This is a genomic window from Pseudomonas sp. WS 5532, assembly GCF_012985445.1.
Lineage (GTDB): Bacteria > Pseudomonadota > Gammaproteobacteria > Pseudomonadales > Pseudomonadaceae > Aquipseudomonas > Aquipseudomonas edaphica.
In genome coordinates this window covers 114,898-141,216 of the sequence record NZ_JAAQWK010000005.1, presented here as the reverse complement: position 1 = coordinate 141,216, position 26,319 = coordinate 114,898, and the positions used below count along the sequence as shown (strand labels likewise).

Sequence of the window (26,319 nt, the reverse complement as noted above, 5' to 3'; positions counted from 1 at the left end):
CCCCTCCGGCATGATAAGGTCTGTACTTGATTTGTAATCCCTGGACCTGTGCATGCCCTCTAGCCTTTCCCGTCGTTGGCACCTTCGCCAATTGATTGCTGCCTCCAGCCTCATTCTGCTTGTCGCCTGCGCCGAGAAACCCACCGCCGCGGACGCGCAACCCCTGCCAAAGCTCCAGACCGTGCCTGCCGTCGCGCCTGCCGTGGTCCCCCCTTTGGCCGTGGACAATCTTGATATCCAGCCGACCCAGACCTTTGCCGAATGGCAGGCTGGCTTTCGTGCGCAAGCCCTGAGCGCGGGGATCACACCCGCCGTCTTCGATAACGCCTTTGCTGGCGTGACGCCCGACATGGCGGTGATTCGCGCCGATCGCAGCCAACCGGAATTTTCCCGCCCGGTGTGGGAATACCTCGACGGTGCCCTGTCGCCAGTACGCGTGCGTAATGGCCAAGCGTTGCTGATCAAATACGCCGATATCCTGCAACGCATCGAAGAGCGTTATGGCGTTGATCGCCAGGCGCTGGTTTCGGTGTGGGGCATGGAAAGCAACTTTGGCCAGTTCCAGGGCAATAACTCGGTGATCCGTTCGCTCGCGACCCTGGCCTATGAAGGCCGCCGCCCGGCGTTCGCCCAGGCGCAACTGCTGGCGGCGCTGCAGATCATCCAGCATGGCGATATCTCTGCCGACCAGATGAAAGGTTCGTGGGCCGGGGCCATGGGCCAGACCCAGTTCATCCCGACCACCTACAACACCCATGCCGTGGATTTCGATGGCGACGGTCGCCGCGATATCTGGAACAGCCCGGGCGACGCCCTGGCCTCCACTGCGCACTACCTGCAAAGCTCCGGCTGGCAACGCGGCCAGCCGTGGGGCTTTGAGGTGAAACAACTGCCGACGAACTTCGATTACGCCCTGGCCGACGGCGGCATACGCAAGACCGTTGGCGAGTGGATGAGACTCGGTATCCAGCTGCCACCTGGCGCGAGCATGCCACCGAACGTCGAGCACCTGTCAGCTGCCCTGCTGCTGCCGGCCGGCTACCGTGGCCCAGCGTTCCTGGTGCTGGATAACTTCCGCGCGATCCTCAAGTACAACAACTCGTCGTCCTACGCGCTGGCCGTAGGCCTGTTGTCGGAGCGGTTTGCTGGCGGCGGAGTGATTCGTGGCGATTGGCCCAAGGATGAGCTGCCGCTGAGTCGCTCCCAGCGTATCGACCTGCAGACGGTGCTGAGTGCCAAGGGCTATGACGCGGGCAACCCGGACGGGATTATCGGCGCCAACACGCGCAAGGCGATCCGGGCGGCGCAGCAGTCGTTGGGTTGGCCGGCGGATGGGTTTCCGACAGTGAAGCTGCTGGAGTCGTTGCAGAGCCGCTGAGACCACGATCGTTCCCACGCTCCGCGTGGGAATGCCGCCTTGGACGCTCTGCGTCTGCTCTTGAGGGGGTGACGCGGAGCGTCACGGGATGCATTCCCACGCAGAGCGTGGGAACGATCGACGCTCAGGGCTTGAACACTACATCCTGCTCCAACACCAACTGCTGCTCCCCCGCATCCAACCGCACCAAGGCGCCCATCGGCAGCGTCAGGTTCGGATCGCAGTGCCCGCTGCGCCAGCCGGACAATACAGGAATGCACAGCGGCTCGAAGGTCTGCTTGAGCAGCCGCTCCAACGCCGCCTTATCCACCCCCGATACATCCCCGACCAACACGCCGGCCACCTGAGCCAGTTTGCCCGCCAGGCGCAAGTGCGTCAGCAGCCGGTCAATTCGGTAGAGTGGCTCGTTGACGTCTTCGATAAACAGAATGATGCCTTCGGCGTCGATCTCAAACGCCGTGCCCATTACCGCGGCAATCATCGACAGGTTGCCGCCGAGCAAACGCCCGCAGGCGACACCCGGCTCAATCGTGGTCAGTGGGTAAGCAACCGGGTGTGCCAGCACGCTGCACTCGCTCAGTTGCCCACGCAACATGCTGAACAACGACGACTCGGTGGGCTGCTGCTTGCCACCGAGCAGATCGGCATTGAGCATCGGCCCGTGAAAGGTCACAAAACCCGCGTAGCGGTTGATGGCCAGGTGCAACGCGGTGATGTCGCTGTACCCCACAAATGGCTTGGGGTTGGCTCTAATCAGGTCAAAATCGAGCCGATCCAATAATCGCGGGGTGCCATAGCCGCCACGCAGGCAGAAGATGGCATCGATTTCGGGATCGGCAAACGCCGCATGCAAATCGCGCAGACGCACCTCGTCGCTGCCGGCCAGGTAGCCGTCGCGCTCATACACACCGGGGAATATGCGCAGCTCATGGCCACGGGCGCGCATCCACTGGCCGGCTTTTTCAACATCCAGTGCGGCAGGGCCGGCGGGGGCAATCAGGCCAATTACGCCTTCGGTGCGCAGGGCGGGCACGGCAGCCGCGAGTTGAGTCGTCATCCATGGTTCTCCGTGGTTGGATACCCAGGCACTCTAGCCAGTGATGGTTGCAAACAGAAGGGAGAAAAGGAGGGAAACTCTGTAGGAGCAGTTTGGCTGCTCCTACAGAGGGGAAACGCTTACGAAACCAGGCTCGCCTTGACCAGCTTGGCTTGCTCATCGGCGTGGTACGAGGAACGTACCAGCGGGCCCGAAGCCACGTTCTTGAAGCCCATCTTGTAACCTTCCTCGGCGAACCAGGCGAAGGTGTCCGGGTGCACAAAACGCTGCACCGGCAAGTGGCTGCGCGACGGCTGCAGGTACTGGCCCAGGGTCAGCATGTCGATGTCGTGTTCGCGCATGCGCTTCATGACTTCGATGACTTCTTCGTCGGTCTCGCCCAGGCCCAGCATCAGCCCGGATTTGGTCGGGATGTGCGGCATCATCTGCTTGAATTTTTGCAGCAGGGTCAGCGACCACTGGTAGTCCGAACCTGGGCGCGCAGCTTTGTACAGACGTGGCACGGTTTCCAGGTTGTGGTTGAACACATCCGGTGGCTCGGCCGCGGTGATTTCCAGCGCGACGTCCATGCGGCCACGGTAGTCCGGCACCAGGGTTTCGAGCATCACGTTCGGCGACAGCTTGCGGATCTCGCGGATGCAGTCGGCAAAGTGCTGGGCACCGCCGTCACGCAGGTCGTCGCGGTCTACGGAAGTGATGACCACGTATTTGAGTTTCAGGTCGGCAATGGCGATGGCCAGGCTTTCCGGCTCGTTGACGTCCAATGGCTTCGGCCGGCCGTGGCCAACGTCGCAGAACGGGCAACGACGGGTGCAGATGTCACCCATGATCATGAAGGTGGCGGTGCCGCCGGAGAAGCATTCGCCCAGGTTCGGGCAGGAAGCTTCTTCGCACACGCTGTGCAGTTTGTGTTTGCGCAGCAGGGCCTTGATACGGTCGACTTCCGGCGAAACCGGGATGCGCACGCGGATCCAGTCAGGCTTCTTCGGCAGTTCGGTGGTCGGGATGATTTTCACCGGGATGCGTGCAACCTTCTCGGCGCCGCGCAGCTTGACGCCGGCTTCGACCTTGGCACGCGGGGCCGGGGCCGGACGCTCGGTGATGTCCAGCGTCGGGATCATGGTTTGCACTGCATCAGTAGTCATAATCAGTCGATTCCGCCCGTAAGGGTCGTCTGCTCAGCATAGTCGAGGTGTTTGACGAGCTGCGCACGCAGCCGGGCACTTACCTCGGCAAATTTAATCGGTGTGGCGTGGTCGCTCAGTTGAGTCATCGCCAGCCCGGCGTAACCGCACGGGTTGATGCGCCGAAACGGCGCCAGGTCCATGTCCACATTCAGGGCCAGGCCATGAAAGGAACAACCATGGCGAATGCGCAAACCGAGGGAGGCGATTTTCGCGCCGTCCACGTATACACCGGGTGCATCGGGCTTGGCCGCGGCAGTCACGCCGTAACTGGCCAACAGCTCGATCAGGCAAGCCTCCATGCGGCTTACCAGGTCACGCACGCCAAAACCCAGCTTGCGCACGTCCAGCAGCAAATAGGCCACCAGCTGACCAGGGCCATGGTAAGTCACTTGGCCACCTCGGTCGACCTGCACCACCGGAATATCACCCGGCAGCAGCAGATGCTCAGCCTTGCCGGCCTGGCCCTGGGTGAAGACCGGCGGGTGTTCTACCAGCCAGATTTCATCCGGAGCCGAGGTGCCGCGCTCGTTGGTGAAGCGCTGCATGGCATGCCAGACCGGCTCGTAGGCCATCTGGCCGAGCTCGCGAAAGCCCAAAACCTGTGACATCACAACACCATGTGCACGAAGCCGGTGGCCCGCAGTTCACTGTTGATGTCGTAGAGCTGGTCTTGACCGGTCGCAACGATGTGCAACTGGATCGTGGTGTACTTACCGTTGGAGCTCAAACGCTCGTCCACCCGGTTGTCGTTGATCGTCGCGTGTTTACGCACGATCTCGAGAATCTTGTCTTTGTTGCCTACACCGGTATCGCTGATCACCTTGACGGGATAGTCCACGTTGGGGAATTCGATCTTTGGCGCCTTTACTTCTACTTCTTTATCGGTCATGGCAGAACAGCCTCGTAAGCGCTAAGCCGTGGCGACGGGCAAAGCCCCGCGCTGGATCAACGCGGGGCTTTGCAGGTGCGCACAATCAGTTGAACAAGCCGTAGAAGAATAGACGGATGCTATCCCACACGCGGCGGAAGATACCACCTTCGTCAACGGCGTCCAGTGCGATCAGGTCGGCGCTATGCACCACCTTGTCATCGAGCTTCACTTCGACTTTACCGATCACATCACCCTTGGCGATTGGAGCGACCAATTGCGGGTTCATGGTCATGCTGGCCGCGAGCTTTTTCAGCTGGCCTTTAGGCATGGTCAGGGTCAGGTCATCGGCCAGGCCGGCCTTGACTTGGTGGGTCGCGCCTTTCCATACCGGGGCTTGGGCCAGCTCGGCACCCTTCTGGTAGAAGGTCTGGGTTTCGAAGAAGCGGAAGCCGTAAGTCAGCAGTTTTTGCGTCTCGGCCGCACGGGCCTGCTCGCTGTTGGTGCCGAATACCACGGCGATCAGGCGCTGGCCATCACGTACGGCGGACGACACCATGCAGTAGCCGGCTTCGTCGGTGTGGCCGGTTTTCAGACCGTCGACGGTCTTGTCACGCCACAGCAGCAGGTTACGGTTAGGCTGCTTGATGTTGTTCCAGAAGAATTCCTTCTGGGAATAGATCGCGTAGTGCACCGGGTCGACACGGATGATCGCGCGAGCCAGCACGGCCATGTCGTGAGCCGACGAGTAGTGCTCCGGGTTCGGCAGGCCGGTCGGGTTCATGAAGTGGCTGTTGGTCATGCCCAGGTCGCCGGCGGTCTTGTTCATCAAGTCGGCGAACGCGTCTTCGCTGCCGGCGATGTGCTCGGACAGGGCCACGCTGGCGTCGTTACCGGACTGGATGATGATGCCGTGCAGCAGGTCGCTGACGGTAACCTGCGAACCGACCTTGATGAACATCCGCGAACCGCCGGTGCGCCATGCGTTTTCGCTGACGGTAACCGGGTCATTCTCGCCGATCTGGCCGCGACGGATTTCCAGGGTCGCGATGTAGGCTGTCATCAGCTTGGTCAGGCTGGCCGGGGGCAGGCGCTGGTCACCGTTGTTCTCGACCAGCACGTTGCCGCTGGCGGCATCCATGAGGACCCAGGCCTTGGCGGCCAGTTGCGGGGAAGCTGGCACCATTTCCACCGCCCAGGCGGCCGGGGTAATGATCAGCGAAAGTAGCAGGCACGTGCGTTTGGCTAAGGTGGTGATGTTCATCCGTCTCTCGAAATTGCTTATGGAAACTTGCCCTCGCGGGCAAAACTATTCAGACAGCCCGCTGCCAGACTGTCGCGTGTTCGGTTGCCCGCTCACCCCTTGCCCCTGGGTTTTTATTGTTCACGAGCCAACAACCTGGGTTCAGGCGAACCTGAACCATCAATCCTTTTACTTATTCAGCCGTGACGACGCTGGGTTGCCCCAGGTTGGCCAGGCGCACACTGTTCTGCACGTGCGCCACTTCACTTGGCGAACCAATCGGGCCCATGCGCACACGGTGCAGAGTTTGCTGGTTACGCACGATGGAGCTGATAAACACTGGCGCGCTGACCATACCGCTGAGCTTGGACCTTAACAGTTCTGCCGCATCCGGGTTGGCGAAAGCGCCGACCTGCAGGTACTGGCCGCCGACTGTAGATGCGCCTGGCGCTGCATGCGGCACCACGACCGTATCGGGTGCGTGCTGCGCCGGTGGCGGTGTCCACTGCTCGATCTTGCCCGCCGAGGCGGTCACTTGCGGTTGCGGGGTTTGCGGCTCGTTGAGCATCAATGGCGCCGGTTTGCCACGCTGAGCCCAATACTGCGCCGGGTCGATACCTTCGACTTTCACGCGCGCGGTGCCAGTTTCGGCATAACCGAGTTTCTTCGCGGCGGCGTAGGACAAGTCGATGATCCGGTCCGAATAGAACGGCCCACGGTCGTTGACCCGCAGGATCACCGTGCGGTGGTTGTCCAGGTTGGTCACGCGTACATAGCTGGGCAGCGGCAAAGTCTTGTGGGCCGCGCTCATGCCGTACAGGTCATACACTTCGCCGTTGGCGGTGTTCTGGCCATGGAATTTGGTGCCGTACCAGGACGCCGTGCCCGTTTGCGAGTAGGTCCTGGATTCCTGCAGCGGGAAGTAATTCTTGCCCAGCACGGTATACGGGTTGGCTTTATAAGGCCCGGTGTGCAGGGTCGGCGTGGCATCCGGGATCTTTGATACGTCGACATCCCACCACGGCGCGCCGTCTTTGTGCGCGCGGTTGATGTCCAGGCCCGGCTGGGCGCGAACGACAGCGCCGCCCTTCGGCGCCGGAGCACGGCTGGTGGTGGAGGAGCAACTGACAACCAGCAAGGACAACGCGGCGAACGCCACCAGCTTGAGCGTTTTTTGGAACGGCGATACCCGCATTACTTGTTGCCCCGTGCTTGGACCAGCATGTCTGACAGCTGATGCACGGCCATGGCGTACATCACACTGCGGTTATAACGCGTGATTGCGTAAAAATTCTTCAGGCCCATCCAGTATTCCGGGCCGTTTGCGCCTTCGAGACGGAACGCCGTCACCGGCATATCATCGCGTGGCGCATTCTGACTCGACCAGCCCAGCGCTCGCAACTCCCCGACGGTCTTGACCGGCTCAATACCTTGGGTCAAACCTTCGTCGGCGCGCTCGCCGGTGACATCGGCGCGGATCACCACCGGTTCGCCAGCCACCCAGCCATGGCGCTTGAAGTAGCTGGCCACGCTACCGATGGCATCGTCCGGGTTGCTCCAGATATTGATGTGGCCGTCGCCGTCGAAATCCACCGCATACGCCCGGAAACTGCTCGGCATGAACTGCGGCAGGCCCATCGCACCAGCGTAGGAGCCCTTGAGGGTCAACGGGTCGACCTGTTCTTCACGGGCCAGCAGCAGGAACTCACGCAGCTCCTTGCGGAAAAACTCGGCACGTGGCGGGTAATCGAAGCCCAGGGTCGACAAGGCGTCGATCACCCGGTAACTGCCGGTGTTGCGCCCGTAGAAGGTTTCGATGCCGATGATGGCGACGATCACCTGTGCCGGCACGCCGTATTCCTGCTCGGCGCGGGCCAGCACCGCTTCGTGCTGGCGCCAGAAGTCCACGCCCCGCGCCACACGGGCGTCGGTGAGGAACATCGGGCGGTAGTCTTTCCACTGTTTGACGCGCTCGGCGGGACGCGAGATCGCGTCGAGGATCGCCTGCTTGCGCTGGGCTTCACGGAACACGCCCATCAGTTGTTCACCGGCAAAACCGTAGTCGCGGGTCATTTCACCGACAAATTCGGCGACCTGGGGTGAACCATCGTAGTCACCGGCCTGCACCTCTTGCGTCGCGCCCAGCAGCCCAATCAGGCCCATCCAGGACGCGTGCCGAGTCGCCCAGCCGCGCATTACTTGCATTGACATCTTCACCTTATTCAAACCTGCGCGATCCACTTGCGATGCGTGTGAATCGACATCAAAACCCCAAACGCTGACATCAATGTCACCAGCGAAGTTCCGCCGTAGCTAATGAACGGCAACGGCACCCCAACCACCGGCAACAGGCCACTGACCATACCGATGTTGACGAAAACGTAAACAAAAAAAGTCATGGTCAGGCTGCCGGCGAGCAATTTGCCAAACAGCGTCTGCGCCTGGGCGGTAATCACCAGGCCGCGACCAATCAGCAGCAAATAGATCAGCAACAGCGCGCAAATGCCTACCAGGCCGAACTCTTCGCCCATTACCGCAATAATGAAGTCGGTGTGGCTTTCGGGCAAAAAGTCCAGGTGTGACTGGGTGCCCAGCAACCAACCTTTGCCAAATACGCCGCCGGAACCAATCGCCGCCTTGGACTGGATAATGTTCCAGCCAGTGCCCAGCGGGTCACTTTCCGGATCCAGGAAGGTCAGGATCCGCTGCTTCTGGTAGTCATGCATAAAGAAGAACCACATGGCCACCGCCACCGGGATCGCCGCCGCCAGCACGCTGAGGATCCAGCGCCAGCGCAGGCCGCCCATGAACAACACGAACGCCCCGCCCGCCAGGATCAGCAGCGAGGTGCCGAGGTCGGGCTGGCGCACAATCAAAATGAACGGCACGCCGATCAATATCAGGCTGATGCCCACGTGCTTGAGCTGCGGCGGCAAGGTGCGCTTGGACAAATACCAGGCGATGGTCGCCGGCATCAGGATCTTCATGAATTCCGACGGTTGGAAGCGAATCACCCCCGGAATGTTGATCCAGCGGGTCGCGCCCATGGCGTTGTGGCCCATTACGTCCACCACCACCAGCAGCAAAACACCGGCGACATACCCCAGCGGCACCCAGCGCGCCATGAAACGTGGCTCCAGCTGGGCGATAACCACCATCGACAACAGACCCAGGCCGAACGACGACGCCTGTTTGATCAGTAAGTCCCAGTTCTTGCCGCTGGCCGAATACAGCACGAACAGGCTGCCGGCCGCCAAGGTCAACAGCAGGATCAGCAACGGGCCATCAATGTGCAGGCGCTGCAGCAACGTCGCACGCCGACGCATCACATCCTCACTGGAGAGGATGCGGTCAAAATTACTCTTCACGGGCCGTAACCTCGGTGCTTGAAGGGGGGCCACCATATTCGGATTTGAGTCTGCCGTCGTCGGCCAACAGCCAAGCGTCCATGATCTGACGCACCACAGGCGCCGCGACGCCAGAGCCGGACTCGCCGTTCTCGACCATCACCGCCACCACGATTTTCGGGTCGTCGGCCGGCGCAAAGCCGACAAACAAGGCGTGGTCGCGGTGACGCTCCTGAACCTTGGAGCGGTCGTATTTCTCACCCTGCTTGATCGCGACCACCTGGGCCGTACCGCTTTTGCCGGCAATGCGGTATTGCGCGCCCGCCGCGGCCTTGCGCGCCGTGCCACGGGCACCGTGCATCACTTGCTGCATGCCGTGGTTGACCTTGGCCCAGTCGGACGGGTCGCGCAGCACGATGTCCGGAATCGGGTTTTCATCCACAGGCTTCTGGCCTTCGATGGTCTTGGCCAAGTGCGGGCGGTTCCACACGCCTTTGTTGGCCACCAGCGCGGTGGCCTGGGCCAGTTGCAGCGGTGTGGCCTGCATGTAGCCCTGACCGATGCCGAGGATCAGGGTTTCGCCCGGGAACCATGCCTGACGACGGGTCGCGCGTTTCCACTCCCGCGACGGCATCAAGCCAGGGGATTCTTCGAACATATCCAGGGAGACTTTCTGACCGAGGCCGAACTTGCCCATATAGGCAGACAGCCGATCAATCCCCAGCTTGTGGGCCAGGTCATAAAAATAGGTGTCGTTGGAGCGCATGATTGCGGTGTCCAGGTCGACATAGCCGTCACCGGTGCGGTTCCAGTTACGGTATTTGTGATCGTAGTTGGGCAGCATGTAGTAGCCAGGGTCGTACACGCGGCTCGATGCCGTGACCACACCCGAATCCAGACCGGCAATCGCCACCGCCGGCTTGATGGTCGAACCCGGCGGGTACAGCCCGCGCAGCACACGGTTGAACAACGGCCGGTCGATGGAATCACGCAACTCGGCATAGGCCTTGAAGCTGATACCGGTCACAAACAGGTTCGGGTCGAAACTCGGCTGGCTGACCATCGCCAGCACTTCGCCGGTGGCCGGGTTGAGCGCGACGACGGCGCCACGACGACCGCCCAGGGCCATCTCCGCCGCTTCCTGCAATTTGATGTCCAGGCTCAGCACAATGTCTTTGCCAGGGATCGGGTCGGTGCGCTTGAGCACACGCAGCACGCGGCCACGGGCGTTGGTCTCAACTTCTTCGTAACCCACCTGGCCGTGCAGCTCCGGCTCGTAGAAGCGCTCGATGCCGGTTTTGCCAATATGGTGGGTGCCGCTGTAATTCACCGGATCGAGGCTTTTCAGCTCTTTCTCGTTGATGCGCCCCATGTAGCCGACGGAGTGCGCAAAGTGTGCCCCTTGCGGGTAATGCCGCACCAACTGCGCCACCACTTCCACACCTGGCAAACGGAACTGGTTCACCGCAATGCGCGCGATCTGCTCTTCGTTGAGCTCGAACAGGATCGGCACCGGCTCGAACGGCCGACGCCCCTGCTTCATGCGTTTTTCGAAGATCACGCGGTCTTCCGGCGTCAGTTGCAGTACCTCGACGATTACGTCGAGGACCTGCTGCCAGTCGCCGGAACGCTCGCGGGTCATGCTCAGGCTGAAGCTGGGCCGGTTGTCTGCCACCACCACGCCATTGCGGTCGAAAATCAGCCCGCGGGTCGGCGGGATCGGCTGCACATGCACCCGGTTGTTTTCCGACAACGTGGAGTGATAGTCGTACTGGATCACCTGCAGGTAATACAGGCGCGCAATCAGCACCGCAATCAAGCCCACCACCAAAAAAGCGCCAAACACCACGCGCGAACGTACCAGACGTGCGTCTTTCTCGTGGTCCTTGATGCGGATCGGCTGGGTCATCGGCAATGGCGCAGATTATTTGTGGTAAGGGTGCCCGGACAGAACTGTCCAGGCGCGATACAGCTGTTCACCGATCAGAATCCTTACCAACGGGTGCGGCAACGTGAGTGCCGACAGCGACCAGCGCTGGTCCGCCCGCGCGCAGACTTCCGGCGCCAGCCCTTCCGGGCCGCCGACCATGAAGTTGACGGTACGCGAGTCCAGGCGCCAGCGGTCCAGTTCCACCGCCAACTGCTCGGTGCTCCAGGGCTTGCCGTGCACCTCGAGGGTGACGATGCGCTCGTTGGGGCCGACCTTGGCCAGCATGGCTTCGCCTTCCTGACGGATAAAGCGCGCCACGTCGGCATTCTTGCCCCGGGTGTTGAGCGGTATTTCCACCAGCTCCAGCGACAGCTCAGCGGGCAGACGCTTGGCATACTCGTGCCAGCCTTCTTCCACCCACTTGGGCATGCGTGAACCGACAGCGATCAGACGCAGGCGCACAGCCGTTCCTTATTCCTGGTCTTTGTTGAGCTTGTCGAAGTGTGCATGGCCCACTTCCGGGCTGTGGTGCTTGCCATCAGCCGCACGGCTCTGCTCGGCGCCTTTCCACAGACGCTCCAGGTCGTAGAACTGGCGGGCGTTGCTGGTCATCATGTGAACGATCACGTCGTCCATGTCCAGCAGTACCCAGTCGCTGTCGCCCTTGCCTTCTTCACCCAGTGGCTTGACGCCTTGGGCTTTGACGGCTTCGCGAACCTTGTCGAGCATCGCGCCGATCTGGCGGTTGGAAGTACCGGTAGCAATGATCATGAAGTCGGTGATGCTTTGCTTGTCGCGCACGTCCAGCACCTGGATGTCCTGGGCTTTAACGTCTTCCAGGGCAGCCACGGCGACTTTTACCAGCTCTTCGCCAGCCAGCTCAGGGCCGGTGTGCGCTTCTACTGGCAGCGGGGCGCTTTTGAAAGTGCCTTTGCGCTTAACTTTGCTTACGTCTTTGTTCGTCATATAAAACTCGTTTTGCTCGTATGTTCGGGCGCCCGCTGCACGAATGTTCGTGCGATCAAGCGCGCCTTTTCAGTTCGACGCACGGTAAAGCCCGTGCGCATCGATGTAGGCCAGGACCGCGTCAGGCACCAGGAAACGTACCGACTTCCCGCTGGCCAGCAGTTGACGGATCTGGGTGGCGGACACCGCAAGCGGGGTCTGCCAGACGAATGCAATATTCCCGTTCGGCCCGGTCAGGGCCAAGGGGTCACTTACCGACCGCGCGGCCAGCAGGTTGCGCAAGGCATCCGGCGGTTCGCTGTCGGCATCCGGGCGTTGCAAAACCAGGATGTGGCAATGCTGGAGGAGTTCCTCCCAGCGATGCCAAGAGGGCAGGCCGCAAAATGCGTCCCAGCCCAAAAGCAGAAACAACTGGTCATCTGCGGCCAACTCGGCGCGCATCAGTTCCAGGGTGTCGACAGTGTAGGACGGTTTATCGCGTTTGAGTTCGCGGTCGTCCACCACCAGCGGCGGTATACCTTCTACAGCCAGGCGCACCATCTCCAGGCGTTGCTGCGCAGACACCTGCGGCATATCGCGATGGGGTGGCCGCGCGTTAGGCATCACGCGTAACTCATCCAGCGCGAGGGCATCCGCGACTTCCAGGGCACTGCGCAAATGGCCGATGTGCACGGGGTCGAAGGTGCCGCCGAGCAGCCCGATGCGTTTACCCATCAAGTGCGCACATGACCGTCGCCGAACACCACGTACTTCTCGCTGGTCAGGCCTTCCAGGCCAACCGGGCCGCGTGCGTGGAGCTTGTCGGTGGAAATGCCGATCTCCGCCCCCAGGCCATACTCGAAGCCATCGGCAAAACGCGTCGAGGCGTTGATCATCACCGAGGCGGAATCCACTTCGGTGAGGAAACGCCGGGCATCGCTGAAATGCTCGGAAACAATAGCGTCGGTGTGCTTGGAGCCGTATTTATTGATGTGTTCGATGGCCTGGTCCAGGCCATCAACGATGCGGATCGACAGGATCGGCGCCGTGTACTCGGTGTACCAGTCGTCTTCAGTCGCTTCGATCACGTCCGCGCCCAGCAGTGCACGGGTACGTTCGCAGCCACGCAGTTCCACGCCCTTGTCACGGTAGATGGCAGCCAGCGGCGGCAGCACGCGCTCGGCAATGCCAGCGTGTACCAGCAGGGTTTCCATGGTGTTGCATGGCGCGTAGCGGTGGGTCTTGGCGTTGTCGGCGATGCGGATCGCCTTGTCGAGGTCGGCCGCGATGTCGATGTACACATGGCACACGCCGTCCAGGTGCTTGATTACCGGCACCTTGGCATCACGGCTGACGCGTTCGATCAGGCTCTTGCCACCACGCGGCACGATCACGTCGACGAATTCCGGCATGGTGATCAACGCGCCTACGGCGGCGCGGTCGGTGGTTTCCACCACCTGCACCACTTCAGCCGGCAGCTCGGCCACGGCCAGGCCTTGCTGGATGCACACAGCAATGGCGCGGTTGGAATGAATGGCCTCGGAACCGCCACGCAGGATGGTGGCGTTGCCCGACTTGAGGCACAGGCTCGCGGCGTCGATGGTCACGTTCGGGCGCGACTCATAGATGATGCCGATCACGCCCAGCGGCACGCGCATCTTGCCGACCTGAATGCCGGAGGGCAGGTAGCGCATATCGCGGATTTCACCGATGGGGTCAGGCAGCTTGGCCACCTGACGCAGGCCTTCGATCATGTCGTCGATACGTGCCGGGGTCAGCGCCAGACGGTCCAGCAGGGCCGGCTCCAGGCCATTGGCGCGGCCGTTGGCCAGGTCCAGTTCGTTGGCGGCGGCCAGCTCGGAGCGCGAAGCATCCAGAGCATCGGCGGCAGCCAGCAAGGCACGGTTCTTCTGCGCAGTGCTCGCACGGGCGATCAACCGCGAGGCCTGCCGGGCAGCGCGACCCAGGCGGGTCATGTAGTCAAGAACGGACTCAGTCATGGTCAGGGAGTCTTGGCAAAGAGGAAAGCGGCAGATTATAGCTGTGACGCCGCCCGACTGACAGCGGTGAGGGGCGGATGGTCGAAATGAACTGTAAAAACTTGGGGTTCAGCGGTAATTAAGGTGGGAGTTGTTATTATTCGGTCACATTTAGCCGTATTAACCCTTACCGCCATGTCCAGTTTTGCCCCCCAACTGCCCGCCAGCGCCCTGCCCGACAGCTTCTTCGACCGTGACGCGCAAATACTTGCGCGCGAATTGCTCGGCAAAGTCATCCGCCACCGCGTCGGTGAAACCTGGCTTTCGGCGCGAATTATCGAAACCGAAGCCTATTACGTGGCCGAAAAAGGCAGCCATGCCTCACTCGGTTACACAGAAAAGCGTAAGGCTTTGTTTCTGGATGGTGGGCACATCTACATGTACTACGCCCGTGGCGGCGATTCACTGAACTTCAGCGCTCACGGCCCCGGCAATGCGGTGCTGATCAAATCGGCTTATCCGTGGGTCGATGAGCTGTCCGGCCCGGCGAGCCTGGCGCAGATGCTGCTCAACAACCCGGACGCCAATGGCCACCCACGCCCCTCGCAAAAACTTTGCGCCGGCCAAACGCTGCTGTGCAAAGCCCTGGGCCTGAAAGTGCCGATGTGGGACGCCAAGCGCTTCGATCAGGAACTGCTGTTTGTTGAAGACGTGGGCCAAACCCCGACGCAAATCATCCAGACCACCCGCCTGGGCATCCCCAGCGGGCGCGATGAACACCTGATGTACCGCTTCGTGGATGCGGGTTATGCACCGTATTGCACCCGGAACCCGCTGCGCCGGGGCCAGGTCGAAGGCCGTGATTATTTTTTGATTTGAACAGACAGAAGCAGCCCAGCAGATCGAATGTGGGAGCTGGCTTGCCTGCGATAGCGGTTGAACATTCACTCTCGAGGTGACTGACACACCGCCATCGCAGGCAAGCCAGCTCCCACAGTTGATCGCCACTGCCGACATAAATGGAGTGAAGTTTTATGGGCCAATGGCTCGATAGCATTACCGGCTGGCTCACACTGAACCCCGAATGGCTGGCGGTGGCGGTATTTATCGTCGCGTGCGTTGAATGCCTGGCCATCGCCGGTCTGATCGTGCCAGGCACCGTCTTGCTGTTTGCCATTGCGGCCCTGGCCGGCAGCGGTGCGCTGTCGTTGAGTGAAACCTTGCTGCTGGGCTTTCTCGGCGGCTTACTGGGCGACGGCGTTTCCTACTACCTGGGCCGACACTTCCATCAGAACATCCGCCGCCTGCCCGGTTTACGCCACCATCCGGAATGGATGAACGGCGCCGAAACCTACTTCCACAAGTACGGCATCGCCAGCCTGCTGGTCGGGCGTTTCATCGGCCCGCTGCGCCCCATGCTGCCGATGGTGGCGGGCATGTGCGACATGCCGTTCCCGCGTTTTGCCGCCGTAAGCATTGTGGCCGCCGCCGGCTGGTCGGTGGCCTACCTGCTGCCAGGCTGGGCCACTGGCGCCGCCTTCCGCCTGCCGCTGCCGGAAGGTTTCTGGCTGGAAGCCGGGATTGTCGCCGGGTGTATCGCGGTGTTGCTGGGGCTGAGCTTGAACAGCAGCCTGCGCGGCCATCGTCGTGCCACCTTGTGGGTCGGTTGCGCCAGCCTGACTTTGTTGATCGCCCTGTTTATCGGCTATCCCCACCTTAACCACTTCGACCAGGGCCTCAGTGCTTTGGTCCAGGAGCATCGCAGCCCGTGGCTGGACGAGGTGATGGTGCGGATTACCCAACTGGGTGAATTCAGGAAGATGTTTATCGCCAGCGCGATTTTCACTGGCCTGCTGCTGGTGGCGCGGCAATGGCGGCATGCCGTGTTCGTCGGTGCTACGTTGGCGGGGGCGGCGGTGATCAACACGGGCACCAAGCTGTTTTTCGCCCGTGGCCGCCCGGAAATCCTCACAGAACCACTGACCAGTTTCAGCATGCCCAGCGGCCACGCCTCCGGCGCCTTTGCGTTCTTTCTCGCACTGGCGGTGCTGGCCGGGCGCGGGCAACCCACGCGCCTGCGCCTGACCTGGATGTTGCTGGGCTGTATTCCCGCCGCTTTTATTGCGCTGTCACGGGTTTACCTGGGCGCGCATTGGCCCACGGACATACTGGCCGGCACGCTGCTGGCGATGACGGTGTGCGCCTTCAGCCTGGCCGTCATCCAGTATCGAAGCCCGCTGCCGGCCATGCCGCAGAAAACCTGGTGGCTGCTGCTCCCGGTGCTGGTGGCGGTGCTGAGCTTTATCGCCCTCACCGGCACACCCCACGCCCTGTTGCGCTACGCCTACTGAGTGAACAGTTCGCCCTGCAACTCGTCGAGCAGCATCTGGATCGCATCCAGGCGCTGCTGCGGGTCATCGAGTTGCAGCAGGTCGATCTTGTCGGCCTCGGTGAACGGCAGCAGATACGCCAGCTGATTGCCCAAGGCTTGCTGGCCCTCGGCATGCGCGTCCATGTCCAGCGACGCCACCATCGGGTGCTCGGCCAGGGCCTGGAGCAACGCCAGCAGGTCGGCGTCCTCTTCTTCCAAAGGCTGGTCGGGCAGTTCCTCGAGCCATTGCACCTCGGCCACCAGCAACTGATCCTTCTGCACGCCGGCGTCGCGCACGCGGAAGCGGCGGCCACCTTCGACGCGAATCCCCAGCAGGCCGTTGTCCTGCTGTTTAAAATCGCGGATCAACGCTTCACAACCGATCAGCGCGTAGCCGTCCGGGGCCATGCCGACTTCCTTCCCGTCGAGGATGCACACCACACCAAAGCTTTCGCCCTTTTTCATGCAGCGGCTGATCATGTCCAGGTAGCGCGCCTCGAACAGTTGCAAGTCGAGGGTGCAGCCAGGGAACAGCACGGTATTGAGCGGGAACAGCGCCAGACTCATAAAGGTTTCCTTAAACCTGGTTTAAACGATCACCGACACGGCCAACGGCAGGAAAACCGCCGTGCCCACGCCCATCAGACTCATGGCCAACGCCGCGAAGGCGCCGCACTCTTCACTTTCCTGCAAGGCCACCGAGGTGCCGACGGCGTGGGCGGTCATGCCCAGCGCCATGCCACGCGCCTCGGGGCTGTGCACACCGAGGCGCGACAGGTACGCCGGGCCGATCATCGCGCCGATCACCCCGGTGATCAGCACAAACACCGCCGCCAGCGCAGCCACACCACCGATCTGCTCAGCCACCAGCATGGCAATCGGCGAGGTCACCGACTTGGGCGCCATGGTCATCAGCATCATGTGTTCGGCGCCGAACCACCAGCCCAGCAGCACACACAAGCCGGTGGCCACCACCCCGCCTATCACCAGCGTAGTAAAAATCGGCCAGAACAATTGACGAATCCGTCGCAGGTTCAAGAACAGCGGCACCGCCAAAGCCACCGTCGCCGGACCGAGCAGGATGCCCATGATCTCGGTGCTCTTGCGGTACTCGACGTAGGTCAGGCCGCAACTGAGCAGCACGCCGATCACCAGCAGCATGGACACCAGCACCGGCTGCAGGAAGACCCAGCGGGTTTTCTCGAATGCCGCCAGCACCAGTTGATAGGCGCCGAGGGTGATGCCGATGCCGAACAACGGATGATGAATAACCGCAGCCCACGCGCCCTGCCAGTCGCCGATCATTGATCGCGCTCCTTGCGCTTGACCATGCGCTGCATCAGCACGCCGACAAAACCCATGGCGATCACCAGCGACAAAACGAGCGCGCCGATGATGGCCCAGAAATCGGCGGCAATGTCCTTGGCGTAGACCATCACGCCCACCGCCGGCGGCACCAGCAGCAACGGCAAGTAACGTAACAGGCTGCTGGCAGCCAGGCTCAGGGGCTCGCCGACTTCACCGCGCCAGATCAAAAAACCCAGCATCAGCAGCAAGCCAATAATCGGCCCCGGCAGCACCGGCAACAGCAAATGGTTGATCGCGGTGCCGATCAATTGAAACAGCACCAGCCAGGTCAGGCCCCGTAACAGCATCGCTCTCTCCCCCCTCTAAAGCTGGGACGCATTATAAGCACGCCCGCCATATGCTTCGGCATTCGCCAAAAGCATGGTGGGTTGACCGGGTGGGTTGCCCATGATGATCTACATTGGTTCTCTGTAACTCATAAAAAACAGAATCGATGAACCAAGGAGAGTCGCAATGCCCTATGTACCTGTAGCGCAGCTCAAAGATTATGTCGGCAAGGAACTGGGACGTTCCGAATGGCTCACCATCGACCAGGCGCGCATCAACCTGTTCGCAGAAGCCACCGGCGATCATCAGTTCATCCACGTTGACCCGATCAAGGCCGCCAAGACCCCGTTCGGCAGCACCATCGCCCACGGTTTCCTGTCGCTGTCGTTGATGCCCAAGCTCATGGAAGACATCCTGATCATGCCCGAAGGCCTGAAGATGGCGGTCAACTATGGGCTGGACAGCGTGCGTTTTATCCAGCCGGTAAAGGTTAATTCCAAAGTCCGCCTGAACGTCACCCTCACCGACGTGACCGAGAAAAAACCTGGCCAATGGCTATTTAAGGCCACCGCCACCCTGGAAATCGAAGGCCAGGAAAAACCTGCTTACATCGCCGAGTCGCTGTCACTCTGCTTCGTGTAAGGCCGGGCCTGTGGCGAGGCAATAAACCTTGCCACAGTGTATGTAAATTTATGTATGAATCTCGCAGCTGCGGCATACTCGGCGCTCAATTATCCGGATCCCGCTATGCGCCCACTCGCTCCCCTTGCCCTTGCCCTGTTGCTCACCGCTTGCGGAGACGGCGAATCGCTGTTGCCGCCCGATGCGCGCCTGCCCGACGGCGGCCGTTACCGGGGTGATGTGGTCAACGGTTTGCTGCAAGGCCAGGGCCGCGTGGACTACCCCAATGGCAGTTGGTACGCCGGCCAGTTCGACAAAGGCCAGTGGCACGGCCAGGGCGAATGGCATGGCAGCAACGGCGAGGTCTATAAAGGCCAGTTCCAGCAAGGCCTGTTCGATGGCCAAGGCAGCCTGACCACGGCGGGCAGCAGCTACGTCGGCGGTTTCAAGAATGGGCGACGCAACGGCGAAGGCACCCTCAAAGAGGGGCAGATGACCTATCGCGGCGAATTCAAAAACGATCAATATTCCGGCCTTGGCCGCCTGGAATTGGCCGACGGCAGCCAGTACCAGGGCCAGTTCGTGCACGGCAAACCCAATGGCGAAGGCCAGCGCAACGACGACAGTGGCAACCAGTTCAGTGGTCGTTTTGTCGATGGCCAGCTTGAAGGCAATGGCACCTTCAACAGTGCCGACGGCGATATCTATGTCGGCCAGTTCAAACAGAACCAGCTCAACGGCAAGGGCCGTTATGAAAACGCCGACGGCGACGTGTGGATCGGCCAGTTCAAGGAAGGCGCGCTCAGCGGCAAAGGCGAGTTGATCGGTGTGGACGGCAGCCACTACGTGGGCCAGTTCAGCGAATGGCGCTTCAGCGGCGAAGGCCGTCTGAACCTCACCGACGGCAGTTTCTATGTCGGCGGTTTCGACAGCGACAGCTACCAGGGCAAAGGCACCCTGGTACTCACCGACGGCACTGTGCAGGCCGGCACTTGGGTCAACGGCATGCGCGTGCGCGATGCCGACGGCAAGTTGCTGCCCGACCCACTGGAGGTCGGCATACTGGCCCAAGGCCGCTTGCTCGATGCCGCCCTTGCCGCCGTGCCACCCTCCACGCCTGCCGTCGAGCTGTACACCCTGGTATTGGCCGGCGATGGCAAACAAAGCGTGTTCCTGCGCGAAGCCGATTACGTCAGCAACATGCTCGCCACGCGCTTCGGTGCGCGCGGGCAGATTCGTCTGGTCAACCACCGCGACCACATCGCCGACCGCCCGCTGGCCACCCGCGAAAGCCTGCGCCGCGCTGTGCAAACCCTGGCCGAACGCACCGGGCCGCAAGACCTGGTGTTTATCTACATGACCAGCCACGGCACCCACGAACATGAACTGGTGCTCGACCAGCCGCGCATGGAGCTGGCCGACCTGCCCGCCGATGAGCTGGCCGCCGTGCTTGCGCCGCTCAAGGACCGCGACAAGATCATCGTGATTTCCGCCTGCTACTCCGGTGGGTTTATCCCGGCCCTGAAGGACGAGCACACGCTGATCATGACCGCCTCGCGCGCGGATCGCGTGTCTTTCGGTTGCTCCGAGGAAGCGGACTTCACCTACTTCGGCGACGCCCTGTTCGCCCAGGCCTTCAACCAGACCGACGATTTGCAACAAGCCTTCAAACTGGCGCAGCTGCACGTGGCCGAGCGTGAACAGGCGGACAACTTCGAAGCCTCTGAACCGCAGATCTGGGCGCCCAAAGGCGTGATCGCCCACTGGCAATTGTTACGTAAACAGCAGGCACGAAAGGCGCTCGAAAGCGTCTCAATGAATAGCAAGGAAGCCAAAGGCAACTAAGCTGTAACGTGTAACAAGGGGGAAACACCATGTACCTGACACCTCAGCATATCCTGCTCGCCGGCGCCTCCGGCCTGACCGGCGAACACCTGCTCGACCGCCTGCTCAACGAACCCACGGTGACCCGCGTACTGGCACCTAGCCGCAAGCCGTTGGCCGAGCACCCACACCTGGAAAACCCGGTGGGTGACCCGGCGGTGTTCCTGCCGCAACTGAGCGGCCAGGTTGATATCGCCTTCTGCTGCCTGGGCACCACGATTAAAAAAGCCGGTTCAGAAGAAGCCTTCCGTGCGGTCGACCTGGACATGGTGGTGGCCTTCGCCAAGCGCGCACGGGAGATGGGCGCTCGGCACCTGATCGTGATCAGCGCGATTGGCGCCGACCCGAAGTCCTCGATTTTCTACAACCGCGTCAAAGGCGAAATGGAGCAAGCGCTCAAGGCTCAGGACTGGCCGCAACTGACCATCGTACGGCCTTCGTTGCTGCTGGGGGAACGCTTGGAATCGCGCCTGGCCGAGAAAATCGCCGGGCCGTTATCGCGGTTGATTCCGGGCAAATACCACGGTATCGAAGTCTGCGAACTGGCCCGCGCCATGTGGCGCCTGGCGCTGGAAGAGCAGGATGGCGTGCGGGTGGTGGAGTCGGATGAGTTGCGCAAGCTCGGCAAATGATCTAGCAGCGCCTGTGCGGGCCCCATCGCAGGCAAGCCAGCTCCCACCTTTGGAAGGCATTCCCCTGTGGGAGCCGGGCTTGCCCGCGATGGGGCCCGCACACTCAACGCAACACTAAAGCCCGCCCGTTGCGTTAAACCCCACACCCAACACCGTCAATAACGACAGCGGCAACAGCAAGGTGTCGAGCACCGCACTGGCCGGCAGGTCGATATGCGGATAGCTCGGCGCCTCAGCGCCAAATCGATCCTTGGCGCAACAGCCGCCATTGATCGCATACACATCCAGCCGCGTGCCGGCATACACCACCGGCGCCCCGGGTTGCGCGGCATCCAGCGTGCGCGCCGTGGCGCAGCCTGTCAGTTGCAGCGCCAACATTACCAGCAGCGCCTTATTCATCGCTGCTCAAATGGTGCTCGCCCCAACGTGGCAGCATGTCCTGGGGAATGTTCAGCAGGTTGAGAATGCGCGCCACTACAAAGTCCACCAGGTCATCGATGGTTTGCGGCTGGTGATAAAACCCTGGCGAGGCCGGCAAGATGGTCACGCCCATGTTCGACAGCTTGAGCATGTGCTCCAGGTGAATACTCGAATACGGCGCCTCGCGCGGCACCAGGATCAACTGGCGGCGCTCCTTCAGGGTAACGTCAGCCGCCCGCTCGATCAGATTGTTGCAGGCGCCCGTGGCAATCGCCGACAAGGTGCCGGTGGAGCACGGCACTACCACCATCGCCGCCGGCGCACCGGAGCCGGACGCTACCGGCGACATCCAGTCTTCTTTACCGTACACCTTGATCTGCCCGGCAGCCGCGCCGGTGTACTCGGTGAGGAAGGCTTGCATCATCTGCACCTTGGCCGGCAGTTGCACATCCGTCTCGGTGGCCAGCACCAGTTGCGCGGCCTTGGAAATCAGGAAGTGCACCTCGCGGTCTTCGCGCACCAGGCAGTCCAGCAAGCGCAGGCCGTAAGGCGCACCGGACGCGCCGGTCATCGCCAGGGTAATGCGTTCCGGGCCACTCATTTGAGCGCCTCGGCCAGCTTGCCGTGCAGGCCACCGAAACCGCCGTTGCTCATGACCACCACATGGGTGCCGGGCTTGGCTTGATGTTTGACGTGTTCGATGATCGCTTCAATGGAGTCGCACACGATGGAAGGCACCGTGCACAGCGCCGCAATCGCCGGCAGGTCCCAGCCGAGGTTAGTCGGGGCGTACCAAACCACCTGGTCGGCGTCGTTGACGCTTTCCGGCAAACCATCGCGGTGCGCGCCGAGTTTCATGGAATTGGAGCGCGGCTCAATAATGGCAATGATATTGGCATCACCGACGCGCTTGCGCAGGCCATCCAGCGTGGTCGCAATGGCTGTTGGGTGGTGGGCAAAGTCGTCGTAGATGGTAATCCCGTTCACATCAGCGACTTTTTCCATACGGCGTTTCACGCTCTTGAACGCGCTCAAGGCGGCGATGCCCATGGAAGGCACCACGCCCACATGCCGTGCGGCCGCCAGGGTGACCAAGGCGTTGGCGACGTTATGTTGACCGGTCATGTCCCATTCGACGACGCCTTGGGCCTCACCCTCGAACAGCACTTCAAAGCGCGAGCCGTCTTCGCTGAGCAACTTGACCTGCCACTGCCCGCCCGCGCCGGTGGTTTGCACCGGCGTCCAGCAGCCCATGTCGATCACGCGCTGCAGGGCCGGCTCGGTGGTCGGGTGAATGACCAGGCCTTCGCTGGGGATGGTGCGCACCAAATGGTGGAACTGGCGCTCAATGGCGGCCAGATCAGGGAAAATGTCCGCGTGGTCGAACTCAAGATTGTTGAGGATCGCGGTGCGCGGGCGGTAATGGACGAACTTGGAGCGTTTGTCGAAGAAGGCGCTGTCGTATTCATCGGCCTCAATCACAAAAAACGGCGTATCGCCCAAACGCGCCGACACCGAGAAGTTCTGCGGCACACCGCCGATCAGGAAACCCGGGCTCATGCCCGCATGCTCAAGCACCCAGGCCAGCATGCTGCTGGTGGTGGTCTTGCCATGGGTGCCCGCCACAGCAAGAACCCAGCGGCCTTGCAGCACATGGTCGGCCAGCCATTGCGGGCCGGAGACATAGGGCAAGCCCTTGTTGAGTACATATTCGACCGCCGGGTTACCACGTGACATGGCGTTACCGATCACCACCAGATCCGGGACCGGGTCGAACTGTGAGGGGTCGTAACCTTGGGTCAGCTCAATACCCTGGGCCTGAAGCTGCGTGCTCATGGGCGGATAAACGTTGGCGTCGGAGCCAGTAACGTGATGGCCCAACTCTTTGGCCAGGACCGCCATCGAACCCATGAATGTGCCGCAGATACCCAGAATATGAATGTGCATAGTTGACCTCGTAAACATCGAGGCAGGTTAGCGCAGGGAGTAGGAAATCGCACCTTTTAAACGGTCAGCGGGCGAGCGAAATGCGTCTGGCATTTCGCTCGATAGTGCCATCCTCAAGCGATGGCGGGTGCTTGAGTTTTGCGCTGACTGGCTTTCAAAGCAGCGAGCAAACGCAGGTTTTCATAGGCCTCGTCCATGCGCTTGAACTTCTTGTCGATCAGGTCAAGACGCCCTTCTGCATCGGCAGGTATGGGTTCGCCGGGTTTATATGGTTTAAAAATAATTCCGTTCTGCCGGGTGATCTTCTTCAATTGTTGCTCAGAGAACCTGAGTATCTTTTCCAGGTTGCTTAAGCGTGCGTCGTTATCGGTTGGCCAACGTTCACTCTTGGTAAATACACGGTTGTTCTCGCCCAACAGAATCATGACGGTGGAGCCCATGCCCAACAGCTTTATCTCGAAATCATCCAGGCGCTGGTCAATCGTGCCTGCCGAATCGGCTGTCGAATCGGGCGTCGAATCAACGTGCTCGGCAGCGTCACCTTTTTTGGGCGGGCTGCTGGCGCCGGGCAAAAACGGTGGCGGCAATACACCAGGGGCGTAAGAAGACTTGATCCGCTCTCCGGCGGCCACGGAGCCTGCATAGGCTGCTACGTTGATCGGCGCGCTGACCATCCCGGTGATACCGGCACTGATAGCCGCATCACGAGCAACGCGCAGGGCGCTTGGCCCGGTATCAATCACACCGGCCTTGACCAGTCTGTCGGCATCAAAAACTCGCTTGGCAGCCTCCGCCACACTGATAGGCGCCTGCTTGCGCAAATTGGCCATCATCAACTCGTCATTGGCCTTGATTTTATTGATCTGCATGACAGTGCTCCCCGCGTCCTTGAACCCACCGCCCTGGGGCTTGGGTGCAGGCCCGGGCTTGCTCGGCGGCGCGGGTTTAGGATCTGGTTTCGGCTTGGGCGGCACGGGCGGACGTGGGCGCGGTGGTAGCGGCGGCGGCCCAGGAGCAGGAGCAGGTGGTGGAGATGGAGGCCTCGGCCCCCTTCCACCTCCCCACTTGAGGTTTTTGCTCTCGATGGCCCCCTTGGTTTGCGACAAAGGCCAATCAGCAGGATCGCCTTTATACGACTCGAGCTGCGCAGCAGGCTGGTCGACGGATACAGGGTGTGAAGCAATGAAAGTGGCCATTGAAGGAATAATGTTCATAGTGTTCACCAGCGTGATTGTTATTGTATGAAAACACTCTAAGCAGTTGCCCTGAATGAGTGGGCACCCCACCCAGTACAGTTCCAGCCAGAGCCTGCCAACACGCCCTGTAAGACAAAGCCGTCTCACGGATGAAGCACAGCGTTAAACTCGACACTTTAAGCGTTCCCACCTACCTTGCTGTTCGAGCTATCTTTTTAGACTTGCACAGCCGCTCAGGCCGGCGCTGCAGCGCACTTTCGTACGCGATGAACGTGTTCATCCCGGCCCAGCACTTCTCTATGCCAATCAATCAGCGCCGATAGCGCTATGCGCAAGATCAGCAGAAACCGGAAGCACTCACATAAGCACGTCATAAAAAATTACTTCACCCGCAAGAAAAGCCCGCACTCTTTAATTAGAGTGCAGGTCAATCAGAGTGCAGGCGTTCAGCGCAGCGTCGACCTCGTTCCCGCCAATCGCCTGACCCGTGACACGCGCCGGCCTACTAGTTGGCACTGCCCGATACTTTCCCCTTTAAGACACCGAACAGTGCCGTCAGGGCCGCCAGCCTGGAATCGATGACAGCTGTGCGGGTCTTTATATCGTCGCTATCACCGCCCGAGGTAGCAGGTTGAAACTTAACGCCGTACTTTTGTGCATCCTTAACCAGTTCGGGCTCGCAATAGTCAAGTATTGCATCGAGAGAATCCAAACGTTCCTCATCGGTTTGCGCTGCCCATTTGTCCGATGGCCCAACATGCCCTTCGCCCCGCAGATTGGCTAAGGTATTGGCCACTTGAAATACACTTGTCTGCTTACGATCGACGAGCTTTCCTTCATCAACGGGGGCGCCCTCAGCAACGGTGACACCCTCAGCAACGGGGGCACCCTCAGCAACGGGGGTTGCACTGAGGTGAGGCTTAATAGTTTCATTGATAGTTCCGATGGTCACAAAAGCAACTATCGTAACTGGCAAAGTAATCGATGACGTCACCAGTGCATTTTTATACGCCTTACCCAGCTCAAATTTGGACTCCGCCCCTGAGGCTTTGCTTAAATCCGCTGCATTTTCCTCAAGCGCTCGAGAAGAGAACGGTGGAACCTCTTGCCCATCGACTCGACCCGGTGTGGGCTGAGCGAACAACTTGTCACGGGCTTCAGCATCTTTTTGCGTTTGCCACTTTTTCCTGTTCGCTTCTCTATAGTCAGCCACTTGCGAAGCAGTGGCATTTGTATCAGTGGCCTGCCCCGGCTGTCGTTGGCCACTGGCGTGCCCCGGACCTTCGAGGGATGTCACTTGTTTATCAATGAACCCCTGATCAAAACCGTTATTGCTACCGTCTGCGGGTTTGGCCGCTGCCGCGCCCTCTATCTTGGGAGCATCAGGTGTTCTTACAGGGCTAGGCGGCTCGCTTCTGGTCCATCCGCCACTGAAAAAATTCGAAATCTTTGAGCATACCAATGGCCGTTCAACTGCATTTGCAAATATCATAACGTTCTGCCTAATAATTAGTTTTAATTAGAAAGCCATCCATTTCCTTCAGCCATTAGGTGACACAAATACCTCATACAGTTCCAGGCTATAAAAAAATACGCACCCGCCACTGACCTACAACAACGTCGGCAAAAACGATCCAGGCACACAGGCACAGTGCGTCAGCCGCACGGATACTAAAAAT

Annotated in this window: 27 protein-coding genes; 6 read left to right on the top strand and 21 right to left on the bottom strand. The window is 60.8% G+C overall.

Annotation, left to right across the window (positions count from 1 at the left end):
* The first annotated feature begins 52 nt into the window (after window positions 1-52).
* Window positions 53-1,378, top strand: a complete 1,326-nt coding sequence (locus HBO23_RS11215) for a lytic murein transglycosylase (RefSeq protein ID WP_017136057.1) — start codon at window positions 53-55, stop codon at window positions 1,376-1,378.
* Window positions 1,379-1,502: 124 nt separating this feature from the next.
* Here the strand turns inward: HBO23_RS11215 and HBO23_RS11210 are convergent, their stop codons facing one another.
* From HBO23_RS11210 to HBO23_RS11150, 13 genes are all read right to left on the bottom strand, one after another.
* Window positions 1,503-2,435: an LD-carboxypeptidase gene (locus tag HBO23_RS11210; protein ID WP_170038074.1), complete on the bottom strand. Its 933-nt coding sequence runs from the start codon at window positions 2,433-2,435 to the stop codon at window positions 1,503-1,505.
* A 119-nt stretch (window positions 2,436-2,554) separates the two neighbouring features.
* Window positions 2,555-3,556 carry a lipoyl synthase gene (lipA, locus tag HBO23_RS11205; RefSeq protein ID WP_057444888.1) on the bottom strand — a complete coding sequence of 334 codons (1,002 nt, stop codon included), beginning with the start codon at window positions 3,554-3,556 and terminating at the stop codon, window positions 2,555-2,557.
* Between the two features lie 26 nt (window positions 3,557-3,582).
* The gene (lipB, locus tag HBO23_RS11200; protein ID WP_017136055.1) at window positions 3,583-4,230 is read right to left on the bottom strand and encodes a lipoyl(octanoyl) transferase LipB; all 648 of its coding nucleotides are present in this window, start codon (window positions 4,228-4,230) and stop codon (window positions 3,583-3,585) included.
* A complete protein-coding gene (locus tag HBO23_RS11195; RefSeq protein ID WP_017136054.1) occupies window positions 4,230-4,511 on the bottom strand; it encodes a DUF493 domain-containing protein in 282 nt (93 codons plus the stop codon). The genes lipB and HBO23_RS11195 overlap by 1 nt, the downstream gene beginning before the upstream one ends.
* A gap of 85 nt (window positions 4,512-4,596) precedes the next feature.
* Window positions 4,597-5,754: a D-alanyl-D-alanine carboxypeptidase family protein gene (locus HBO23_RS11190; protein ID WP_017136053.1), complete on the bottom strand. Its 1,158-nt coding sequence runs from the start codon at window positions 5,752-5,754 to the stop codon at window positions 4,597-4,599.
* Window positions 5,755-5,926: 172 nt separating this feature from the next.
* Window positions 5,927-6,928, bottom strand: a complete 1,002-nt coding sequence (locus HBO23_RS11185) for a septal ring lytic transglycosylase RlpA family protein (protein WP_170038072.1) — start codon at window positions 6,926-6,928, stop codon at window positions 5,927-5,929.
* On the bottom strand, window positions 6,928-7,938 hold the full coding sequence (gene mltB, locus HBO23_RS11180; protein WP_017136051.1) for a lytic murein transglycosylase B: 1,011 nt from the start codon (window positions 7,936-7,938) through the stop codon (window positions 6,928-6,930). Before mltB ends, HBO23_RS11185 begins: the two co-directional genes overlap by 1 nt.
* Before the next feature lie 17 nt (window positions 7,939-7,955).
* Window positions 7,956-9,059 (bottom strand): rod shape-determining protein RodA, encoded by a 1,104-nt coding sequence (rodA, locus tag HBO23_RS11175; protein ID WP_050547734.1) that lies wholly within the window; start codon window positions 9,057-9,059, stop codon window positions 7,956-7,958.
* Window positions 9,060-9,090: 31 nt separating this feature from the next.
* Entirely contained in the window at window positions 9,091-10,989 is a 1,899-nt protein-coding gene (gene mrdA, locus HBO23_RS11170; RefSeq protein ID WP_017136049.1) for a penicillin-binding protein 2, read from the bottom strand.
* A gap of 15 nt (window positions 10,990-11,004) precedes the next feature.
* Window positions 11,005-11,472, bottom strand: a complete 468-nt coding sequence (gene rlmH, locus HBO23_RS11165) for a 23S rRNA (pseudouridine(1915)-N(3))-methyltransferase RlmH (protein ID WP_003176297.1) — start codon at window positions 11,470-11,472, stop codon at window positions 11,005-11,007.
* A gap of 9 nt (window positions 11,473-11,481) precedes the next feature.
* On the bottom strand, window positions 11,482-11,976 hold the full coding sequence (gene rsfS, locus HBO23_RS11160) for a ribosome silencing factor (RefSeq protein WP_003215432.1): 495 nt from the start codon (window positions 11,974-11,976) through the stop codon (window positions 11,482-11,484).
* A 69-nt stretch (window positions 11,977-12,045) separates the two neighbouring features.
* Window positions 12,046-12,690: a nicotinate-nucleotide adenylyltransferase gene (gene nadD / locus HBO23_RS11155; RefSeq protein ID WP_017136048.1), complete on the bottom strand. Its 645-nt coding sequence runs from the start codon at window positions 12,688-12,690 to the stop codon at window positions 12,046-12,048.
* The gene (locus HBO23_RS11150; protein WP_099547587.1) at window positions 12,690-13,955 is read right to left on the bottom strand and encodes a glutamate-5-semialdehyde dehydrogenase; all 1,266 of its coding nucleotides are present in this window, start codon (window positions 13,953-13,955) and stop codon (window positions 12,690-12,692) included. The genes nadD and HBO23_RS11150 overlap by 1 nt, the downstream gene beginning before the upstream one ends.
* A gap of 174 nt (window positions 13,956-14,129) precedes the next feature.
* Here HBO23_RS11150 and HBO23_RS11145 point away from each other — a divergent pair, with 174 nt between their 5' ends.
* Both HBO23_RS11145 and HBO23_RS11140 read left to right on the top strand, forming a co-directional pair.
* A complete protein-coding gene (locus HBO23_RS11145) occupies window positions 14,130-14,813 on the top strand; it encodes a DNA-3-methyladenine glycosylase (protein WP_099547586.1) in 684 nt (227 codons plus the stop codon).
* A gap of 155 nt (window positions 14,814-14,968) precedes the next feature.
* Window positions 14,969-16,285, top strand: coding sequence for a bifunctional DedA family/phosphatase PAP2 family protein (locus HBO23_RS11140; RefSeq protein ID WP_017136045.1), 1,317 nt, complete (start codon window positions 14,969-14,971; stop codon window positions 16,283-16,285).
* On the opposite strand, the gene HBO23_RS11135 is transcribed toward HBO23_RS11140, so the two are convergent.
* The 3 genes from HBO23_RS11135 to HBO23_RS11125 are packed head-to-tail and all read right to left on the bottom strand — an operon-like array spanning window position 16,279 to window position 17,960.
* A complete protein-coding gene (locus tag HBO23_RS11135; RefSeq protein ID WP_017136044.1) occupies window positions 16,279-16,872 on the bottom strand; it encodes an LON peptidase substrate-binding domain-containing protein in 594 nt (197 codons plus the stop codon). The two genes, HBO23_RS11140 and HBO23_RS11135, sit on opposite strands and share 7 nt — an antisense overlap.
* 21 nt (window positions 16,873-16,893) lie before the next feature.
* A complete protein-coding gene (locus HBO23_RS11130; protein ID WP_017136043.1) occupies window positions 16,894-17,610 on the bottom strand; it encodes an LrgB family protein in 717 nt (238 codons plus the stop codon).
* Entirely contained in the window at window positions 17,607-17,960 is a 354-nt protein-coding gene (locus tag HBO23_RS11125) for a CidA/LrgA family protein (protein WP_017136042.1), read from the bottom strand. The genes HBO23_RS11130 and HBO23_RS11125 overlap by 4 nt, the downstream gene beginning before the upstream one ends.
* A 166-nt stretch (window positions 17,961-18,126) precedes the next feature.
* Between HBO23_RS11125 and HBO23_RS11120 the strand changes: the two genes are divergently transcribed.
* The 3 genes from HBO23_RS11120 (at window position 18,127) to HBO23_RS11110 (ending at window position 21,077) form a co-directional block, all read left to right on the top strand.
* Window positions 18,127-18,582 carry a MaoC family dehydratase gene (locus HBO23_RS11120; RefSeq protein ID WP_099547585.1) on the top strand — a complete coding sequence of 152 codons (456 nt, stop codon included), beginning with the start codon at window positions 18,127-18,129 and terminating at the stop codon, window positions 18,580-18,582.
* Window positions 18,583-18,687: 105 nt separating this feature from the next.
* Window positions 18,688-20,406, top strand: a complete 1,719-nt coding sequence (locus HBO23_RS11115; RefSeq protein WP_017136041.1) for a C13 family peptidase — start codon at window positions 18,688-18,690, stop codon at window positions 20,404-20,406.
* 29 nt (window positions 20,407-20,435) lie between these two features.
* Window positions 20,436-21,077, top strand: a complete 642-nt coding sequence (locus tag HBO23_RS11110; protein WP_017136040.1) for an oxidoreductase — start codon at window positions 20,436-20,438, stop codon at window positions 21,075-21,077.
* Window positions 21,078-21,191: 114 nt separating this feature from the next.
* On the opposite strand, the gene HBO23_RS11105 is transcribed toward HBO23_RS11110, so the two are convergent.
* From HBO23_RS11105 to HBO23_RS11085, 5 genes are all read right to left on the bottom strand, one after another.
* Window positions 21,192-21,476 (bottom strand): YceK/YidQ family lipoprotein, encoded by a 285-nt coding sequence (locus HBO23_RS11105; RefSeq protein WP_170038070.1) that lies wholly within the window; start codon window positions 21,474-21,476, stop codon window positions 21,192-21,194.
* Window positions 21,469-22,098 (bottom strand): flavin prenyltransferase UbiX, encoded by a 630-nt coding sequence (ubiX, locus tag HBO23_RS11100; protein WP_017136038.1) that lies wholly within the window; start codon window positions 22,096-22,098, stop codon window positions 21,469-21,471. Before ubiX ends, HBO23_RS11105 begins: the two co-directional genes overlap by 8 nt.
* Window positions 22,095-23,444 (bottom strand): UDP-N-acetylmuramate:L-alanyl-gamma-D-glutamyl-meso-diaminopimelate ligase, encoded by a 1,350-nt coding sequence (gene mpl, locus HBO23_RS11095; protein ID WP_017136037.1) that lies wholly within the window; start codon window positions 23,442-23,444, stop codon window positions 22,095-22,097. Before mpl ends, ubiX begins: the two co-directional genes overlap by 4 nt.
* A gap of 113 nt (window positions 23,445-23,557) precedes the next feature.
* Window positions 23,558-24,658, bottom strand: coding sequence for a hypothetical protein (locus tag HBO23_RS11090; RefSeq protein WP_225933012.1), 1,101 nt, complete (start codon window positions 24,656-24,658; stop codon window positions 23,558-23,560).
* A gap of 487 nt (window positions 24,659-25,145) precedes the next feature.
* Complete coding sequence (locus HBO23_RS11085; RefSeq protein WP_170038068.1) at window positions 25,146-26,132, bottom strand: hypothetical protein; 987 nt, start codon at window positions 26,130-26,132, stop codon at window positions 25,146-25,148.
* Window positions 26,133-26,319: the final 187 nt, after the last annotated feature.

Coding starts and splice junctions, on each gene's coding strand:
- HBO23_RS11215 (WP_017136057.1), top strand. CDS start 53: ATGCCCTCTAGCCTTTCCCGTCGTTGGCACCTTCGCCAATTGATTGCT.
- HBO23_RS11210 (WP_170038074.1), bottom strand. CDS start 2,435: ATGACGACTCAACTCGCGGCTGCCGTGCCCGCCCTGCGCACCGAAGGC.
- lipA (WP_057444888.1), bottom strand. CDS start 3,556: ATGATCCCGACGCTGGACATCACCGAGCGTCCGGCCCCGGCCCCGCGT.
- lipB (WP_017136055.1), bottom strand. CDS start 4,230: ATGTCACAGGTTTTGGGCTTTCGCGAGCTCGGCCAGATGGCCTACGAG.
- HBO23_RS11195 (WP_017136054.1), bottom strand. CDS start 4,511: ATGACCGATAAAGAAGTAGAAGTAAAGGCGCCAAAGATCGAATTCCCC.
- HBO23_RS11190 (WP_017136053.1), bottom strand. CDS start 5,754: ATGAACATCACCACCTTAGCCAAACGCACGTGCCTGCTACTTTCGCTG.
- HBO23_RS11185 (WP_170038072.1), bottom strand. CDS start 6,928: ATGCGGGTATCGCCGTTCCAAAAAACGCTCAAGCTGGTGGCGTTCGCC.
- mltB (WP_017136051.1), bottom strand. CDS start 7,938: ATGCAAGTAATGCGCGGCTGGGCGACTCGGCACGCGTCCTGGATGGGC.
- rodA (WP_050547734.1), bottom strand. CDS start 9,059: ATGCGTCGGCGTGCGACGTTGCTGCAGCGCCTGCACATTGATGGCCCG.
- mrdA (WP_017136049.1), bottom strand. CDS start 10,989: ATGACCCAGCCGATCCGCATCAAGGACCACGAGAAAGACGCACGTCTG.
- rsfS (WP_003215432.1), bottom strand. CDS start 11,976: ATGACGAACAAAGACGTAAGCAAAGTTAAGCGCAAAGGCACTTTCAAA.
- nadD (WP_017136048.1), bottom strand. CDS start 12,690: ATGGGTAAACGCATCGGGCTGCTCGGCGGCACCTTCGACCCCGTGCAC.
- HBO23_RS11150 (WP_099547587.1), bottom strand. CDS start 13,955: ATGACTGAGTCCGTTCTTGACTACATGACCCGCCTGGGTCGCGCTGCC.
- HBO23_RS11145 (WP_099547586.1), top strand. CDS start 14,130: ATGTCCAGTTTTGCCCCCCAACTGCCCGCCAGCGCCCTGCCCGACAGC.
- HBO23_RS11140 (WP_017136045.1), top strand. CDS start 14,969: ATGGGCCAATGGCTCGATAGCATTACCGGCTGGCTCACACTGAACCCC.
- HBO23_RS11135 (WP_017136044.1), bottom strand. CDS start 16,872: ATGAGTCTGGCGCTGTTCCCGCTCAATACCGTGCTGTTCCCTGGCTGC.
- HBO23_RS11130 (WP_017136043.1), bottom strand. CDS start 17,610: ATGATCGGCGACTGGCAGGGCGCGTGGGCTGCGGTTATTCATCATCCG.
- HBO23_RS11125 (WP_017136042.1), bottom strand. CDS start 17,960: ATGCTGTTACGGGGCCTGACCTGGCTGGTGCTGTTTCAATTGATCGGC.
- HBO23_RS11120 (WP_099547585.1), top strand. CDS start 18,127: ATGCCCTATGTACCTGTAGCGCAGCTCAAAGATTATGTCGGCAAGGAA.
- HBO23_RS11115 (WP_017136041.1), top strand. CDS start 18,688: ATGCGCCCACTCGCTCCCCTTGCCCTTGCCCTGTTGCTCACCGCTTGC.
- HBO23_RS11110 (WP_017136040.1), top strand. CDS start 20,436: ATGTACCTGACACCTCAGCATATCCTGCTCGCCGGCGCCTCCGGCCTG.
- HBO23_RS11105 (WP_170038070.1), bottom strand. CDS start 21,476: ATGAATAAGGCGCTGCTGGTAATGTTGGCGCTGCAACTGACAGGCTGC.
- ubiX (WP_017136038.1), bottom strand. CDS start 22,098: ATGAGTGGCCCGGAACGCATTACCCTGGCGATGACCGGCGCGTCCGGT.
- mpl (WP_017136037.1), bottom strand. CDS start 23,444: ATGCACATTCATATTCTGGGTATCTGCGGCACATTCATGGGTTCGATG.
- HBO23_RS11090 (WP_225933012.1), bottom strand. CDS start 24,658: ATGAACATTATTCCTTCAATGGCCACTTTCATTGCTTCACACCCTGTA.
- HBO23_RS11085 (WP_170038068.1), bottom strand. CDS start 26,132: ATGATATTTGCAAATGCAGTTGAACGGCCATTGGTATGCTCAAAGATT.